This is a genomic window from Nocardia amamiensis, from assembly GCF_015477605.1.
Classification (GTDB): domain Bacteria; phylum Actinomycetota; class Actinomycetes; order Mycobacteriales; family Mycobacteriaceae; genus Nocardia; species Nocardia amamiensis_A.
Window position 1 is genome coordinate 182,785 of record NZ_JADLQX010000004.1, and the last position, 16,389, is coordinate 199,173.

At 69.3% G+C, this 16,389-nt stretch carries 15 protein-coding genes; 5 read left to right on the forward strand and 10 right to left on the reverse strand.

The window, feature by feature from the left end; genetic code table 11:
• Positions 1-4: 4 nt before the first annotated feature.
• The 8 genes from mihF to pyrR form a co-directional block, all read right to left on the reverse strand.
• Positions 5-325 (reverse strand): integration host factor, actinobacterial type, encoded by a 321-nt coding sequence (gene mihF / locus IU459_RS07390; RefSeq protein WP_028476708.1) that lies wholly within the window; start codon positions 323-325, stop codon positions 5-7.
• A 567-nt stretch (positions 326-892) separates the two neighbouring features.
• The gene (gene pyrF / locus IU459_RS07395) at positions 893-1,717 is read right to left on the reverse strand and encodes an orotidine-5'-phosphate decarboxylase (protein WP_195128718.1); all 825 of its coding nucleotides are present in this window, start codon (positions 1,715-1,717) and stop codon (positions 893-895) included.
• Positions 1,718-1,742: 25 nt separating this feature from the next.
• The gene (gene carB, locus IU459_RS07400; RefSeq protein WP_195128719.1) at positions 1,743-5,051 is read right to left on the reverse strand and encodes a carbamoyl-phosphate synthase large subunit; all 3,309 of its coding nucleotides are present in this window, start codon (positions 5,049-5,051) and stop codon (positions 1,743-1,745) included.
• Positions 5,051-6,163 carry a glutamine-hydrolyzing carbamoyl-phosphate synthase small subunit gene (gene carA, locus IU459_RS07405; RefSeq protein ID WP_195128720.1) on the reverse strand — a complete coding sequence of 371 codons (1,113 nt, stop codon included), beginning with the start codon at positions 6,161-6,163 and terminating at the stop codon, positions 5,051-5,053. The genes carB and carA overlap by 1 nt, the downstream gene beginning before the upstream one ends.
• Positions 6,160-6,681, reverse strand: a complete 522-nt coding sequence (locus tag IU459_RS07410) for a PH-like domain-containing protein (protein WP_195128721.1) — start codon at positions 6,679-6,681, stop codon at positions 6,160-6,162. Before IU459_RS07410 ends, carA begins: the two co-directional genes overlap by 4 nt.
• A 195-nt stretch (positions 6,682-6,876) precedes the next feature.
• Positions 6,877-8,193 carry a dihydroorotase gene (locus IU459_RS07415; RefSeq protein WP_195128722.1) on the reverse strand — a complete coding sequence of 439 codons (1,317 nt, stop codon included), beginning with the start codon at positions 8,191-8,193 and terminating at the stop codon, positions 6,877-6,879.
• 70 nt (positions 8,194-8,263) lie between these two features.
• Complete coding sequence (locus tag IU459_RS07420; RefSeq protein WP_195128723.1) at positions 8,264-9,223, reverse strand: aspartate carbamoyltransferase catalytic subunit; 960 nt, start codon at positions 9,221-9,223, stop codon at positions 8,264-8,266.
• Positions 9,220-9,867: a bifunctional pyr operon transcriptional regulator/uracil phosphoribosyltransferase PyrR gene (pyrR, locus tag IU459_RS07425; protein WP_195128724.1), complete on the reverse strand. Its 648-nt coding sequence runs from the start codon at positions 9,865-9,867 to the stop codon at positions 9,220-9,222. The genes IU459_RS07420 and pyrR overlap by 4 nt, the downstream gene beginning before the upstream one ends.
• Positions 9,868-10,151: 284 nt before the next feature.
• Here pyrR and IU459_RS07430 point away from each other — a divergent pair, with 284 nt between their 5' ends.
• The 3 genes from IU459_RS07430 to IU459_RS07440 all read left to right on the forward strand — a co-directional run bounded on the left by IU459_RS07430 (position 10,152) and on the right by IU459_RS07440 (position 12,168).
• Positions 10,152-10,778 carry an alpha-ketoglutarate-dependent dioxygenase AlkB gene (locus IU459_RS07430; protein ID WP_195128725.1) on the forward strand — a complete coding sequence of 209 codons (627 nt, stop codon included), beginning with the start codon at positions 10,152-10,154 and terminating at the stop codon, positions 10,776-10,778.
• A 78-nt stretch (positions 10,779-10,856) separates the two neighbouring features.
• Positions 10,857-11,306: an SgcJ/EcaC family oxidoreductase gene (locus IU459_RS07435; protein ID WP_195128726.1), complete on the forward strand. Its 450-nt coding sequence runs from the start codon at positions 10,857-10,859 to the stop codon at positions 11,304-11,306.
• A gap of 148 nt (positions 11,307-11,454) precedes the next feature.
• Complete coding sequence (locus tag IU459_RS07440; RefSeq protein WP_195128727.1) at positions 11,455-12,168, forward strand: HD domain-containing protein; 714 nt, start codon at positions 11,455-11,457, stop codon at positions 12,166-12,168.
• Between the two features lie 45 nt (positions 12,169-12,213).
• On the opposite strand, the gene IU459_RS07445 is transcribed toward IU459_RS07440, so the two are convergent.
• Complete coding sequence (locus IU459_RS07445) at positions 12,214-12,789, reverse strand: TetR/AcrR family transcriptional regulator (protein ID WP_195128728.1); 576 nt, start codon at positions 12,787-12,789, stop codon at positions 12,214-12,216.
• An 84-nt stretch (positions 12,790-12,873) separates the two neighbouring features.
• Between IU459_RS07445 and IU459_RS07450 the strand changes: the two genes are divergently transcribed.
• Both IU459_RS07450 and IU459_RS07455 read left to right on the forward strand, forming a co-directional pair.
• Positions 12,874-13,857 (forward strand): quinone oxidoreductase family protein, encoded by a 984-nt coding sequence (locus IU459_RS07450; protein ID WP_195128729.1) that lies wholly within the window; start codon positions 12,874-12,876, stop codon positions 13,855-13,857.
• A gap of 38 nt (positions 13,858-13,895) precedes the next feature.
• Positions 13,896-15,062 (forward strand): serpin family protein, encoded by a 1,167-nt coding sequence (locus tag IU459_RS07455; RefSeq protein ID WP_195128730.1) that lies wholly within the window; start codon positions 13,896-13,898, stop codon positions 15,060-15,062.
• 80 nt (positions 15,063-15,142) lie between these two features.
• On the opposite strand, the gene IU459_RS07460 is transcribed toward IU459_RS07455, so the two are convergent.
• A complete protein-coding gene (locus IU459_RS07460; protein WP_195128731.1) occupies positions 15,143-16,372 on the reverse strand; it encodes an FAD-dependent oxidoreductase in 1,230 nt (409 codons plus the stop codon).
• Between the last annotated feature and the right edge of the window lie 17 nt (positions 16,373-16,389).

Here is a 16,389-nt window from a genome sequence, read left to right on the forward strand (position 1 = left end):
GTCGTCAGGCGTCGAAGTCGAACCGGGCCAGCAGCGCCTTGCGCTGCCGGTCGCCGAGTCCGCGCAGCCGCCGGGTGGGGGCGATCTCCAGCTCGCTCATGATTTCCGCCGCCTTGACCTTGCCCACCTTCGGCAGGGCCTCCAGCAACGCCGACACCTTCATCTTGCCGAGGATCTCGTCGGTCTCGGCGTCGGTGAGGACCTGCTTCAGGTTGGTGCCGCCACGCTTCAAGCGCTCCTTGAGCTCCGCCCGAGCGCGGCGAGCGGCAGCCGCCTTCTCCAAAGCAGCGGCGCGCTGCTCGTCAGTCAGCTGGGGAAGGGCCACGGTTCCTCCGTCTCATCGTTCATTGCATCAACTCCTGCCGGTAACCCGGCAGTCTCAGCGACCGTACCCACGACGTCCGCCGATTGCGAACCCACCCCCCAGGTCAGCGCATGATTCCGGATGCGGTGCGGGCACCCGGCCCGCATCGGACGGCACGCCGGCGCCACTATGCGGATCGTACCGCCGAATCGGCGAAATAGCCCGCCAGCAGGGCTTTTTCAACAGACCAAACGGTTTGCGGAAGGGTTGCGACACGAGGTGGCACCGATCCAGCAACCCCTCACCCGCCCGACCAGGAACTTTCTCGAAATTCTCCGCGTGTCGCGGGTTCTTTGCGCGTGTCGGGCGTCACACTCCAGCGCCGAAGGCCGAGGAACGGCATCCAGTGCCCACGCCGATGGGTCCCTGCGCCGTTCCAGGGCAATAGGCCATCAACGCATAACCGACCGGCCCCGAAACCGACGCAGAAGCGCGCACAGACCCCGCTACGGGCCATCTGTGCGCGTGCACCTGCACGCACAGGGGCGAAAAACGACGTAGACCGGCGCGGTGCGCCGGTCTACGTGGTTATTTCTGCAGGAACGCGAACGCGTCCTGGAGCGCGGCCACTCTGGCACGCAGTGCCGGGACGGTCGGCCCGTCCCGCAGCACCTCGCGCGAGACGTTCGGGACGACGGCTCCCAGCATCGGCTCGGGGACCAGATCACGGATGGTCTCCGGGCCGCCGCCCTGGGCGCCAACACCGGGCATGAGGATCGGGCCGTTGAGCGCGGACAGATCCGGCGCTTCGGTCAGCGTGGCGCCGACCACCACGCCCACCGACCCGAACTCGCCGCCCGCGTTGCGGGCCGCGGCCTCGTCGACCATCGTCTGCGCGACCGTGCGCGCGTCCGCCGCGACCGCACGCTGCACCTGCGCTCCTTCGGGGTTCGACGTGGCCGCCAGCACGAAGACGCCGCGCTGGTTCGCCTCGGCGAGGGTCAATGCCGGCGCCAGCGACCCGAATCCCAGATACGGCGACACCGTGACGGCGTCCGACCCGAGGGGACCGTCGGCCAGCCAGGTGCGGGCATAGGCGTCCATGGTCGAGCCGATGTCGCCGCGTTTGGCGTCGGCCAGGACCAGGGTCCCCGAGGCACGCAGCACCTCGATGGTCCGCTCCAGCACGGCGATCCCGCCGGAACCGTAGGCCTCGAAGAACGCGACCTGCGGTTTGACCAGCGCCACCAGGCCGTCGAAGGCCTCCACGCAGATCTCGGCGAACTGTTCGAGGCCGTCCACGTCCTCGGCGAGGCCCCAGGACCGCAGCAGTTCCGGATGCGGATCGATGCCGACGCATACGGGGCCGAACTGCCGCATCGCGTGCCGCAGCCGGCCGCCGAAGGTCTTCATGTCGCCCGCTCCGTCCAATCGCGGCTCAGCCACGCAGCACCGAGTGCAGTTCCTGCAGGGAGCGCACGCCGATCCCGCCGTTGATGCTGGCCTCGATGCCCTGCACGGCGGCCGCCGCGCCCTGCACGGTGGTGATGCACGGGATGTTCACCCCGACCGCCGCGCTGCGGATCTCGTAACCGTCCACGCGGGGACCGGAGTTGCCGTATGGGGTGTTGAACACCATGTCGATCTCGCCGTCGCGGATCTGCTCCACGATGGTCGGCTCCTCGGCCGGGCCTGCTTCGGAATGCTTGCGCACCCGCTCGCACGGAATGCCGTTGCGCCACAACATCTCCGCCGTTCCCTCGGTAGCGAGAATGCGGAAGCCGAGATCGTTGAGGCGTTTCACCGGGAAGACCATCGCGCGCTTGTCCCGGTTGGCGATCGAGACGAACACGGTGCCCTCGGTGGGCAGCGAGCCGTAGGCGGCGGTCTGGCTCTTGGCGAAGGCGGTGCCGAAATCGGCATCGATGCCCATCACCTCGCCGGTGGACTTCATCTCCGGCGAGAGCAGGGAATCCACCCCGCTGCCGTCGGCGCGCCGGAACCGGTGGAACGGCAGCACGGCCTCCTTGACCGCGACCGGCGCGTCCAGCGCGACGTGGCCGCCGTCGCCCTCGCTCGGCAGCATGCCCTCCTTGCGCAGCTCGTCGATGGTGGCGCCGAGCATGATCCGGGCGGCGGCCTTGGCCAGCGGCACCGCGGTGGCCTTGGACACGAACGGAACCGTCCGGCTGGCCCGCGGATTGGCCTCCAGCACGTAGAGCACGTCGTCCTTGAGCGCGTACTGCACGTTCAGCAGACCTTTGACACCGATGCCCTTGGCCAGCGCGACGGTGGAGCGGCGCACCGCCTCGATGTCGCTGCGGCCCAGGGTGATCGGCGGCAGCGCACAGGCCGAGTCACCGGAGTGGATGCCCGCCTCCTCGATGTGCTCCATCACGCCGCCGAGGTAGACCTCCTCGCCGTCGCACAGCGCGTCGACATCGATTTCGATCGCGTCCTCCAGGAACCGGTCCACCAGCACCGGATGCTCCGGGCTGAGCTCGGTCGCGCGCGAGATGTAGCCCTCCAGGGACTGCTCGTCGTAGACGATCTCCATGCCGCGCCCGCCGAGCACGTAGGACGGGCGCACCAGCACCGGGTAGCCGATGTCCGAGGCGATCTTCTTGGCCTGGGCGAAGGTGGTCGCCGTACCGTACTTCGGCGCGGGCAGCCCGGCCCCGACCAGCACGTCGCCGAACTCGCCGCGGTCCTCGGCCAGGTCGATGGCGGCCGCGCTGGTGCCGACCACCGGCACGCCCGCATCGGTGAGCCGCTGCGCGAGACCGAGCGGGGTCTGCCCGCCCAGCTGCACGATGACGCCCGCGACGGTGCCGGATTCGCGTTCGGCGTGGTAGACCTCGAGCACGTCCTCGAAGGTCAGCGGCTCGAAGTAGAGGCGGTCGGCGGTGTCGTAGTCGGTGGAGACGGTCTCGGGGTTGCAGTTGACCATCACCGTCTCGTACCCCGCCTGCGACAGCGTCTGCGCCGCGTGCACGCACGAGTAGTCGAACTCGATGCCTTGACCGATCCGGTTCGGACCGGACCCGAGGATGATCACCTTCTCGCGGTCGCGCTGGGGCGCGACCTCGGACTCGGCGGCGGGGTCGAGCTCGTAGGCCGAGTAGTGGTAAGGCGTCTTGGCCTCGAACTCGGCGGCGCAGGTGTCGACGGTCTTGAAGACCGGGCGGATACCCAGCCGGTGCCGCAGGGCGCGCACACCGCTCTCCCCGGCCAGCTCCGGACGCAGCGCGGCCAGCTGCCGATCGGACAGGCCGTAGTGCTTGGCCCGGCGCAGCAGCGGCTCGTCCAGTACGGGAGCGTCGAGAATCTCCTGACGCAGCTCGACGAGACCGGCGACTTCCGCGACGAACCACGGGTCGATACCGGAGGCGGCGGCGACGTCGTCGATGCTCGCACCCAGGCGCAGCGCCCGTTCGACCTGGTAGATGCGGCCCTCGGTCGGGGTGCGCAGATCCTCCAGGATCGCCTCGACGTCGGTCCACTCGCCGTCGTCCTGGGTCCAGAAACCCGCGGCCTTGGTCTCCAGCGAACGCAGCACCTTGCCCAGCGCCTCGGCGAAGTTGCGGCCCAGCGACATCGCCTCGCCCACCGACTTCATGGTGGTGGTCAGCGTGGCGTCGGCGCCGGGGAACTTCTCGAACGCGAATCGCGGCGCCTTGACGACCACGTAGTCCAGGGTCGGCTCGAAGCAGGCCGGGGTTTCCTTGGTGATGTCGTTGACGATCTCGTCGAGCGTGTAGCCGATGGCCAGCTTGGCGGCGATCTTCGCGATCGGGAAGCCGGTCGCCTTGGACGCCAGCGCGGACGATCGCGACACGCGCGGGTTCATCTCGATGACGATCAGGCGGCCGTCGCGCGGGTTCACCGCGAACTGGATATTGCAGCCGCCGGTGTCGACGCCGACCTCGCGCAGGATGGCGATGCCGAGGTCACGCAGCTTCTGGTACTCGCGGTCGGTGAGCGTCATCGCCGGGGCGACGGTGACCGAGTCGCCGGTGTGCACACCCATCGGGTCGACGTTCTCGATCGAGCAGACCACCACGACGTTGTCGCGGCCGTCGCGCATCAGCTCGAGCTCGTATTCCTTCCAGCCGAGGATGGACTCCTCGATGAGGACGTTCGCCGTGGGCGATGCGGCCAGGCCGCCGCCCGCGATGCGGTCGAGGTCCTCGTCGTTGTAGGCCATGCCGGAGCCGAGACCGCCCATCGTGAACGACGGGCGCACCACCACGGGGAAGCCGAGCTCGGCGACCGTATCGCGGACCTCGTCCATGGTGAAGCAGACTCGCGAGCGCGCGCTCTCCCCGCCCACCTTGGCCACGATGTCCTTGAACTTCTGCCGGTCCTCGCCACGCTGGATGGCGTCGAAGTCCGCGCCGATCAGTTCCACGCCGTACTTCTCCAGCACACCGCGCTCGTGCAGCGCGACCGCGGTGTTCAGCGCGGTCTGCCCGCCGAGGGTGGCCAGGATGGCGTCGGGACGCTCCTTCTCGATCACCTTCTCCACGAACTCCGGCGTGATCGGCTCGACGTAGGTCGAGTCGGCGAACTCCGGGTCGGTCATGATCGTCGCCGGGTTCGAGTTGACCAGCGACACGCGCAGGCCCTCGGCCCGCAGCACCCGGCACGCCTGGGTGCCGGAGTAGTCGAATTCGCACGCCTGGCCGATGACGATCGGGCCAGAACCGATCACCAGGATGTGCTCGAGATCCTCGCGGCGAGGCATCAGGCTCCTTCCATGAGACCGGCGAAACGGTCGAACAGATATGCGGCGTCGTGGGGTCCGGCGGCGGCCTCCGGGTGGTACTGCACAGAAAAGGCGCGGCCGTCGACCAGCCGGACGCCCTCGACCGTGCCGTCGTTGGCACAGACGTGACTGACTTCCGCCGTGCCGAAGGGGGTGTCGAACCGCTCCCCCTGCTCGCCCTCCAGCGCGAACCCATGGTTCTGCGCGGTGATCGAGATCCGGCCGGTCTCGTGCTCCACCACCGGGATGTTGATCCCGCGGTGCCCGAACTTCATCTTGTAGGTGTCGCGGCCCAGCGCGCGACCAAGGATCTGGTTGCCGAAGCAGATGCCGAACAGGGGCAGGCCCTCCGCCAGCACGCCGCGGGTCAACTCGACCGCGCCGTCGGCGGTGGCCGGGTCGCCGGGGCCGTTGGACAGGAAGACGCCGTCGGGCTTCAGCTCGAGGATCTGGTCCAGCGTCGTGGCCGACGACACCACGTGCACCCGCATGCCGCGCTGGGCGAACATGCGCGGGGTGTTGGTCTTGATACCCAAATCCACCGCGACGACGGTGTGCCGGTGCTCGCCGTCCGGCTCGATCGTGTAGAGCGCGTCGGTGCTCACCTCGCCGGCCAGGTCGGCGCCCAGCATCGAGGGCTGGCCGTTCACTCTGGCCACCAGCTCGTCGGCGGCGGCGAGGGCGTCACCGGAGAAGATGCCCGCCTTCATCGAGCCACGGGTGCGCAGGTGGCGGACCAGCGCGCGAGTGTCGATGCCCGCGATGCCGACGATCCGCTGGCGTTCGAGCTCCTCTGGGAGCGTCGTCTTGGCGCGCCAGTTGGACGCGCGTCGCGCGGGGTCGCGGACCGCGTATCCGGCGACCCAGATCTTGGCGGACTCGTCGTCCTCGTCGTTCCAGCCGGTGTTGCCGATCTGCGGCGCGGCGGCCACCACGATCTGGCGGTGGTAGGACGGGTCGGTGAGGGTCTCCTGATACCCGGTCATCGCGGTGCAGAACACCGCCTCACCGAGCGTCTCGCCCACGGCGCCGTAGGCCTGGCCGCGGAACACCCGGCCATCCTCCAGCACGAGTGCTGCTTCTGCTGTCATCCCTCGTCATCTCCCGTCATCGTCCCGCTCTGATCCGCCGTCGAAAGCCGCCGCCACGCCGGGTAGACCGACTTGTCGTCGCCACGGAAACCGGTATCGATCTCGGTTCCGGTCGGCAGCTTCCAGCGAATGACCAGCACACCATCTTCCGTCATCACTTTGCCCGCGTGGCCGCGTTCGGTGCGCACCGCGGTGATGGATTCCTGCGGAATCCAGATCACCGTCGCGCCGTCGCGTTCGAGCAGAATCCCCCGTTCGAACCGCGTGAGCTCCGCAGTGGCCCGGAACCCCAAGTCGCCCACCGTGATCCGGTCCTGCCAGCTGGGCGCGATGGTGCTGCCCAGGTAGAGGCCGGTGGTCGGTTCCAGAACCTGCGCACCGAGTTCGGCGGGCACGACGGGCAGGACGCCGATGCGCTCGGCCTGCCGCGCCGCACGGTTGCGCCAGCCTCGGTACATCAGCCACAGGCACAGCGCGAACAGGACGAGCAACCCGAGAACCCACAGCGTTCTTTCCACCTACGGACCTCCTGTGTCGAATTTGCGGAGCTCCCGCAGCCCTGCGTGGCCACGCTCCGCTACCGCCTCCGGGCTCGTCGCTCGCACCGCGGTGTCGAATTTGCGGAGCTCCCGCAGCCCTGCGTGGCCACGCTCCGCCGCCGCCTCCGGGCTCGTCGCTCGCACCGGGGTGCTCGATCCGCGTGCCTGGCTCATCTACGCCTCCGCATGGCCGCGCGCCGCCTTGCCGTCACGGGCGGTGACCCGGCCGCGCAGCAGGGTCGCCGTCACCCGGCCTGGGAGGGTCATCGCCTCGAACGGCGTGTTGTGCGAGATGCTGGCGAGCTCGCTGCCGCGCACCGTCCAGCTCGCGTTCGGGTCGACCAGCGTCAGGTTCGCCGGTTCCCCGACCTCGAGCGGCCTGCCGTGGTCGTCGAGGCCGACGATCTCGGCCGGACGCTCGCTCATCACGCGAGCGACACCGCGCCAGTCCAGCAGTCCGGGCTCCACCATGGTCCGCACGATGATCGAGAGCGCGGTCTCCAGGCCGAGCATGCCAGGCCGGGCCGCCGCGAACTCGCAGCACTTGTCCTGCTCCGCGTGCGGGGCATGGTCGGTGGCGACGCAGTCGATGACTCCGTCGGCCAGCGCCTGCCGCAGCGCGGCGGCGTCGGAGGCTTCGCGCAGCGGCGGGTTGACCTTGTTGACCGCGTCGTAGGTCTCCAACCGGGAATCGTCGAGCAGCAGATGGTGCGGGGTGACCTCGGCGGTGATCGAGACGCCCTGGGACTTGGCCCATTTCACCAGCTCCACGGTGCCCGCGGTGGAGGCGTGGCAGATGTGCACCCTGGCGCCCGCGTCACGCGCCAGCAGGGCGTCCCGCGCGACGATGGACTCCTCGGCCGCGCGCGGCCAGCCGGCCAAGCCGAGCCGGGCCGCGGTCGGGCCCTCGTGCGCGACCGCGCCCTTGGTCAGCCTCGGCTCCTCGGCGTGCTGCGCGATCAGCACGCCGAGGGAGTTCGCGTACTCGAGGGCGCGGCGCATGATCAGCGGGTCGTAGACGCAGTGACCGTCGTCGGAGAACATGCGTACCGCCCCGACTCCCGCGGCCATGGTGCCCATCTCGGCGAGCTGCTTGCCTTCCAGCCCGACCGTGACGGCGCCGACCGGATACACGTCGACCAGGCCGACCTCCCGGCCGCGGCGCCACACGTGGTCGGTGACCACCACCGAGTCGGCGACCGGGTTCGTGTTGGCCATAGCGAACACCGCGGTGTAACCGCCGAGCGCGGCGGCGGCGGATCCGGACTCGATGGTCTCGGTGTCCTCGCGTCCCGGCTCGCGCAGGTGGGTGTGCAGGTCGACGAAACCCGGCAGCAGGATCTGCCCGTGCGCGTCGATGATCTCGGCCCCGACCACGCCGAGATCGGTGCCGATCTCGCGGATCTCGCCGTCCGCGACGAGGACGTCGACCGGCTGGCCCTCGCCGTACCGCAGTACGCCCTTGATCAGGATGGTGGAGTTCTCACTCATGCTGCGTCCTTTCCGGCACGAGCGGGGCCCTCCATGGTCACGCTCCGCTGCCGCCTCCGGGCCTGACCACTCATGCCACTGCCTCCTGTGTTCCGACGAGCAGGCGGAACAGGACGGCCATGCGCATGTGCACACCGTTGGTGACCTGTTGCAGCACTGCGGCTTTCGGCGAGTCCGCGACCGAGGACGCGATCTCCATGCCGCGCAGCATCGGTCCGGGGTGCAGCACGACGGCGTGGTCGTCCAGCAGGGCCAGCCTGCGCTCGGACAGTCCGTAGGTGATCGAGTATTCGCGGGCCGAAGGGAAGAACCCGCCGGTCATCCGCTCGGCTTGCACGCGCAGCATCAGCACCGCGTCGGCGCCGATCAACTCGGCGTCCAGGTGGTGCGAGACGCGGGCGGGCCAGGTCTCGACGCCGACCGGCAGCAGCGTGCGCGGGGCGACCAGCACCACCTCGGCGCCCAGGGTCGCCAGCAGGAAGACGTTGGACCGCGCGACCCGGCTGTGCAGGATGTCGCCGACGATGACGACCCGCTTGCCCTCGATGTCGCCGAGCCGCTGCCGGAGGGTCAGCGCGTCCAGCAGCGCCTGGGTCGGGTGTTCGTGGGTACCGTCGCCGGCGTTCACGACGGCCGGGCCGGAGGCGCGTCCCGCCGAGACCGCCCATTCGTCCATCCACCGGGCGATCTGGTGCGCGGCGCCGGAAGCCGGGTGCCGCACGATCAGCGCGTCGGCGCCCGCGGCGTGCAGGGTCAGCGCGGTGTCGCGCAGCGACTCGCCTTTGGCGACCGAGGAACTGCTCGCGCTGACGTTGATCACGTCCGCGCTCATCCATTTGCCTGCGACCTCGAACGAGACCCGGGTGCGGGTGGAGTTCTCGTAGAAGACCGTCATCACGGTGCGGCCGCGCAGCGTGGGCAGCTTGTGCACCTCGCGGCCGAGCAGGGCCTGTTCGAACCGCTCGGCCTCGTCGAGCAGTTCGGTCGCGGCGGTGCGATCCAGCGCGGCGACGGACAGCAGATGCCTCATTCGCCCGCCTCCTGTTCCGAACCGTGGCGCAGGTAGACGCCGTCGCGGCCGTCGTGCTCGGTGAGCAGCACCGAGATGTCCTCGGACCGGTTGGTCGGCACGTTCTTGCCGACGTAGTCGGCACGGATCGGCAGTTCGCGGTGACCGCGGTCGACGAGCACCGCCAGCTGCACGGCGCGAGGACGGCCCAGATCACGCAGGCCGTCGAGCGCGGAACGCACGGTGCGGCCGGAGAACAGGACGTCGTCGACCAAGACGACCAGCGCGTCCTCGATGCCGCCCTCGGGAACCGAAGTGCGCTCCAGTGGCCGGTGCGGTCGGCTGCGCAGGTCGTCGCGATAGAGCGTGATGTCGAGCGAGCCCAGTGCCGGGCGGACGCCGGAGAATTCCTCGATCTTGTCGGTGAGCCGCGCGGCGAGCGTGGTGCCCCGGGTGGGAATGCCGATCAGCACGACGCGCGGCGCGTCCGGCTCGCCCGCGTCCAACGCGGTCTTCTCGATGATCTGGTGTGCGATGCGCGCGATGGTCCGCCCGACATCCGAAGCCGACAACAGCTCTCGCCCCGCCGCAACCCCCTCCGGGGTATGTCGCTGCGATGTCTCGGCAGCGCCGGACTTGGCGGCCCGTTCTTCGGGCACGGCCATGCCGACCTCCTTCCCCGCCTCACCGGACGGTCCGTTAAAGGATGTCTTACGGCAAGCAGACTAGCAGCGGCCCGACCGATGTTTTCACCAGCCGTATCGGGCTGTGAGCGGCGCCACGGCCCGCCCGCGGGCAAGTCGCGTCAGGTTCCGGCCGGCGCATCGGTTCACGGCACCCGACCGCGCCGGTTCGGAAGGCCACCACCCCCCTGGGAAACCTGCCGATGCGGTCAACCGAGACCGAAAACCGCTAGCACATATGTTCGATCAGCGGTACGCTCGGCGACATGTCCGCACCGCTGCAGGGATCGCTGCTCGACGGGTTCGGTGACACCGAATTCGGCTCGCTTCGCGATATCCGCCGCACCGCACTCGACCGTGGCGCCTGGGTGGATCTTTTCCCCGGCTGGCTGTCCGGCGCCGACGCGCTGTTCGACCGGCTGGTCGAGTGCGTGCCGTGGAAGGCCGAGCGCAGGCCGATGTACGACCAGGTGGTCGACGTGCCCCGGCTGCTGAAGTTCTACGAGGAGCACGAACCACTGCCGGATCCCGCCCTTGCCGACGCGCGCACGGCCTTGTCCGAGCATTACCGGCACGAACTCGGGGAACCGTTCCGTACGGCAGGGCTGTGCTATTACCGGGACGGGCGCGACAGCGTGGCCTGGCACGGCGACACCTTCGGCCGCGGCGCGACGCACGACACCATGGTCGCGATCGTGTCGATCGGGGCGCCGAGGGCGCTGCTGCTGCGCCCGCGCGGTGGCGGCGCGAGCATGAAATACCTTGTCGGACACGGCGATCTGCTGGTCATGGGCGGCTCCTGCCAGCGGACCTGGGAGCATGCGGTACCGAAGACGCGCAAGCCCACCGGCCCGCGGATCAGCATCCAATTCCGTCCGCGCGGCGTGCGGTGACGTCCGAGCCCGCTGCGCGGTGGGCAGCAGCGAGACACGCTTGACCTCAACCGTCGTCGAGGTTGGAAGCTCGTCCGCATGAGTACGACAGCCATCACACCGCCTCTGGTCGAGGACACGACGGTCGACCACACCGACGACGTCGCCGCGATCCGGCAGATCATCGCCAACGCCGAGACCGCGTTCAATACCAACGACGCCGACCTGCTGACCGGCGACTTCACCGCCAACGCGGCTGTGGTGAACGCGGTGGGCACGCTGATCACCGGCTTCGACGCACTGCTCGACGCGAACCGTCGCGGCCTGGCCGGATTCCTGAAGGACCAGTACGCCCGCTACGAGGTCGCCGACATCACGTTCCTCCGACCCGATGTCGCGATCGCTCACAAGCGTGCCTGGGCAACCACTGCCGACGGCGAGCTCCTCGACGAGGACCACGCCATGATCGCGCTCTATGTCCTCGTCAAACAGGGCAATCGCTGGTACACGGCGGCCCGGCAGAACACCTTGGTGCCCAAAGACGAGTAATTACCGCACGGACGCACGAAGACGACCGTGGATGCAGGGGCGTCGCCCGGCTCACATCCGCACTGAGCGACGCCCCGGCGGATATTTCGCGTTTTCGTGGCCGTGTCACTTGTTTTCGCTTGTCACCCGATGCCGATAGCCTGGAATCATGAGCAATCCAGGGGCGGGGGTCTTGGCCGTGATGCCGCTGCACACGATCAGCGAGGTTTACGGCGAGGCCGGGCTGCGCGAACGACTATTGCTGGAAATCGCCGAACTGCCGGACACACCACGGCTGGCCGCCGCACTCGATCTCGCGGCCGACCTGCATCGCGACGATCGTTATGGACGCGAACCGTATCTGAGTCACTTACTGCGGGTGGCCATTCGGATCATCAGCTACTACGAGGTCAGGGATCCGGACGTGGTCGCGGCGGGCCTGTTGCACGATTCGGTCGAGGATCACGCCACGGAGCTGGCCGCCGACCGTCCCGGCCCCACCGTGGACGCCGCGCTGGGTACGCTCACCGACCGGTTCGGCGAACGAGTGGCCGACCTGGTGGCCGCCGTGACCAATCCGGAACCCGACCCGTCGCGCGATCGGCAAACCCAGTACCGCGAGCACGTCGCGACGAATCTGGATCGCGACCCGTGGGCCCGCGTCATCAAATTCTCCGACTTCACCGACAACGGCGTCGGCATCCTCTACGCCACCGGCCCCGCGATGCCCCGGCTCGCCGCCAAGTACCGCCCGCTCACCCCGGTGTACCGCGACCTGGTCACCCGGCCGGATACACCTTTGGCCGACCACGTCCGGCAGCACATCCTCGACCAACTCGATCGCGCGGACGAGCGCTTCGACGCCATTCTCGCGCGCGACTGATCGCAGGGTTCCGGCACGCGGCACAGCGGAAGAGGACGTGAGCGCTCAGGGCGCGCGCAGCACCGACTCGACCAGTTCCCGGACCGCGGCCAGCAACCGATCGGTCTCGCCCGCGCGGACCATCCGCGGCACCAACTCGCCGCTGAGCGTGCCGAGCAGCAGCCGACCGACCACCTCGGCGTCCAGGTCGGGCCGGGCTTCGCGCAGCAGCGTGGTGATGTGGTTGTCCCAGAACGCGTGGAATTCCGCGGTCCGCGGATGCGGCGGCACGGTGCGATAGGCGACCATCAGCTCGGAGTTGTCGATCACCAGCCGCGCCATCGCGTCGAAGTAGGCGATCAGGCGGGCATCGGCGGGCGCTCCGGGCCCCAACGGCGGCGGGCCGCTGATGATCGCGTCCATCAGTGTGAGCGCGCTCTCGGCGACCATTTCGTGCAGCAGCCCAGCACGGTTGCCGAAGCGATGGAAGATCGTCCCCTTTCCCACCCCGGCGGCGGCTGCCACCCGGTCCATGGTGATCGCCTCGGCACCGTGCTCGGCGAGCAGCGCGGCGGTGGCGTCCAGGATCGCACGCCGGTTGCGCGCCGCGTCCACCCGTTCCTTCGGCCGTTCGCCGCCCATCGCACCCGCTTTCTGGACAACTTGACCGACGGTCCATATTCTCGTGGAGACAAGTGGACCGGCAGTCAAGTTATGGAGTTCATGATGCAGGCAATCGTAATGACGGGCACGGGAGGTCCTGAGGTGCTGGTAGCCAGGGAGGTCCCGGAGCCGCAGGCGGGCGCGGGCGAAGTGGTGATCCGCAGCGAGGCGATTCCGGTGCTGTTCCCGGAGACCAGATTGCGCTCGGGGGAGTTTCCGCTCGGCGCCCCGCCGCCGCTGGTCTTCGGTTTTCAGGCAGCGGGCGTGGTCACCGAGGTCGGCAGCCAGGTCGATCCCGGGTTGATCGGGCAGCGCGTGGTCGCGGCGACGAAGGGTTTCGGCGCATACGCCGAATTCGTCGCCGCATCAGCGGATTCGCTGACGTTCATTCCGGACCGGCTGTCCGCGGTGGACGCGGCGGCGGTGCTGATGAACGGATCCGTGGCAATTCCACTCCTGGAGACCGCCGCGCTGAGCGGCGTGGAGACCGTCCTCGTCGAGGCCGCCGCAACGGGCATCGGCAGTGCTCTGACCCAGCTGGCAAAGGAATACGGCGCTGCCCGCGTCGTCGCGACGGCCGGTGGACCGGCAAAGGCAGAGCAGGCCCGGAAGCTGGGCGCCGATGTGGTGATCGACCACAACGACCCAGCGTGGACCACACGGTTGCGCGAAATCCTCGGCGGCGCAACGGTGGACGTGGTCTTCGATGCCATCGGCGGTGCGAGCGCCGCCGAACTGCTCGATGTCATGACACCACCGCGCGGCCGGATGCTGGGCTATGGCTGGCTGTCCGGCGCGCCCGCGCAGGTGTCGGCAAGCGATCTGATCACGCGGGGGCTCACCTTCACCGGTTGCGCCGGACCGGACTGGCTGGCCCGGGTCGCCGAGGCGGGCAGCACCGTTCTTGCTCGCGCCGCCGAGGGCGGGCTGACTTCGCTGGTCGAGGCAGTGCTGCCACTGGACCAGGCAAGCCGCGCACACCGGCTGCTGGAGGATCGGACGCCACTGGGCAAGATCGTGCTGCGGCCGGAGTCCGGCGTGTCGTAGGAACGGGAGGCCGGCGCCGCCGCGGATAGGGTGGAGTCGTGCGGACTTCCCTCGAACTGCATGTCGGTGCGGCCAATGCGCTCACCGCACGATGGTGTGCGGTGGCGGGCGAGCGCGACTTCGTCGTGTCCGGCGCGGGGGTGTGGCCGTTGCTGGCCCTGCTCGCTTCGGCGGCGGAGGGCTCGGCGCGTGACGAACTCGCGGCGGCGATCGGAGTGCCCGCGGCGACCGGGCAGGATGGGGCGCTGCGGTTGCTGCGCGATATCGGAGGCGCGGAGGCGGTATCGGCCGCTCTCGGAGTGTGGGTGCGCAAGGATCTTCCGCTGCACGAGGAATGGGCGGGTCGGCTGCCCGCCGGTGTCCTCGCGCGGCTGACCGGGCAGGCCGAGCTCGACCGCTGGGCGGCCGAGCACACCGAGCGGCTCATCGAGCGATTCCCCCTCTCCGTGGAGCCGGAAACGCTGATGGTGCTGGCCACCGCCCTTGTCGCGAAGACCCGCTGGCGCGTGCCGTTCGATGTCGGGATGCTGACGCCGAAAGACGGTCCCTGGGAGGGACATCGCGGTCCCGGGTTGTCCCGCACGACCACCGACCTGGCGAACGCCGCGATTCTGGACGCGCCGCAGCCGGTTACGCGGGTCGTGGTCGAAGGCAGCGCCGATCTCGACGTCCACCTCCTGCTGGGTGCGGATACGCCCGGCACCGTACTCGGAACCGGCCTGGCGGCCTTGTCCGACGCGGTGCCGATCCGCACCGGTCTGCCGGTCGGGACCGAAGGGCCAGGGCTCAGCGTGCGCACCGAGTCGGTCCCCGCCAACACCGACCAGCTCCGGATCAGACTGCCGCCCTTCGAGGTTCGATCGACACACGATCTGCTCGCCGGACCCGGCCTCTTCGGACTGACCACCGCGACCGACTGCACCAGCGGCCATTTCCCCGCGATCTCTCCCGTGCCGCTGTGCGTCGGCCAAGGAGCACAAGAAGTTCTGGCCCGCTTCAGCCATGAGGGTTTCGAAGCCGCCGCGGTGACCGCGTTCGGCTTACGCGCCGCGAGCGCGGTGCTCCAGAACAACCAGGCGACCGTCCTCTCGGTGACGTTCGACCGGCCCTTCGGCTTCCTCGCCGTGCACCGCCCCACGGGGCTGGCGGTTGTCGCGGGATGGATCGCCACGCCACCGACTTCATCTCCTACTGGTTCGGTGTAACGCATCTTCGGCGGCCGGAATGTTCGCCGCGGTTGCTGCCCTATGCGACCACTAACACGCAGCGCCGCAGGCACTGCCGGTCAAACACAGCGCGCGAAGTGCGGTGCGTGTTCGGGTCGTATGCCGCGGGCGATCAGGAACGGTGGCACACTGCGCAGCACGGGAATCCGGCGCAGGACGCGGACCGGCATGGGGGCGCGAGGCGCACCGGCGATATCGATGCGTCCGTCGAGGGCGGGGGCGATGGCCCAGGCGTGCAGGAAGCGTTGCATCGCCTGGGTCACCACCGTCGGGAACCGCCGCCGTCGCTGCACTTTCGCCAACTCCTTGGTGCCTACCGTGCCCGCGAGCAGCGGCGCGGCGAGAATCCTCGCCGCGGCGACGGCGTCCTGTACGGCCAGATTGATGCCGACACCGCCGGCCGGGGACATGGCATGGGCGGCGTCGCCGAGGCAGAGCAGGCCGCCCGTGTACCACTTGGTCAGACGGTCGAGCTTCACCTCGAGCAGCTTCACCTGGTCCCAGCTGGTCAAGGCGTCGACACGGTCACGAAGCCAGGGCGCGGCGTCGGCCAGGGTGCGCATGATGTCCTCGACCGGTCCGCGGCGGGCGGACTCGTCGGCGCCCTTGGCGATCAGGGTGGCGCACTGCCAGTAGTCGCCGCGGTCGAGCAGGACCGCCACCCGCCGCGCGGTGACGATCGGCAGCGCTCCCGCGGGGTCGATCTCGGTGCGCGGCAGGCGGAACCACCACACGTCCATCGGGGTCGACCACTTGCGGGTCGGCAGTCCCGCCGCCGAGCGCAGCACTGAACCGCGACCGTCACACGCCACCGTGAGATCGGCCTCGATCGCGCCGGTCGCGCCGTCGCGGGTCCGGTAGGCGATGCCGCCGACCCGGCCGTCGATCCAGATCAGATCGGTGGCCTCGGTGTTCATCCGGAGCCGGAAGGTCGGCTCGGCCGCGGCGGCGCGCGCGAGCAGATCCAGCAGATCCCACTGCGGCACCATGGCGATGTACTTGTGCTTGCCCGGCAGGTTCTTCAGCGTGACGAAGGTCTGCACGCCACCCCCGACCGGCAGTTGCACCTGATCCAGCTTGCGCGCGGGCAGTTTCGCGAACTCCGCGCCGAGACCCAGCTCGTCGAGTAGGTCGAGAGTGGTGGGATGCACAGTGTCGCCACGGAAGTCCCGCAGGAAATCCTTGTGCTTCTCCAGCACCGTGACCTCGACACCCGCGCGGGCCAACAGCAGTCCGAGAATCATTCCGGCCGGTCCCCCACCGACCACCAGGCAGGTCGTGCGTTCCATCGACTGTCCCTTCCTCG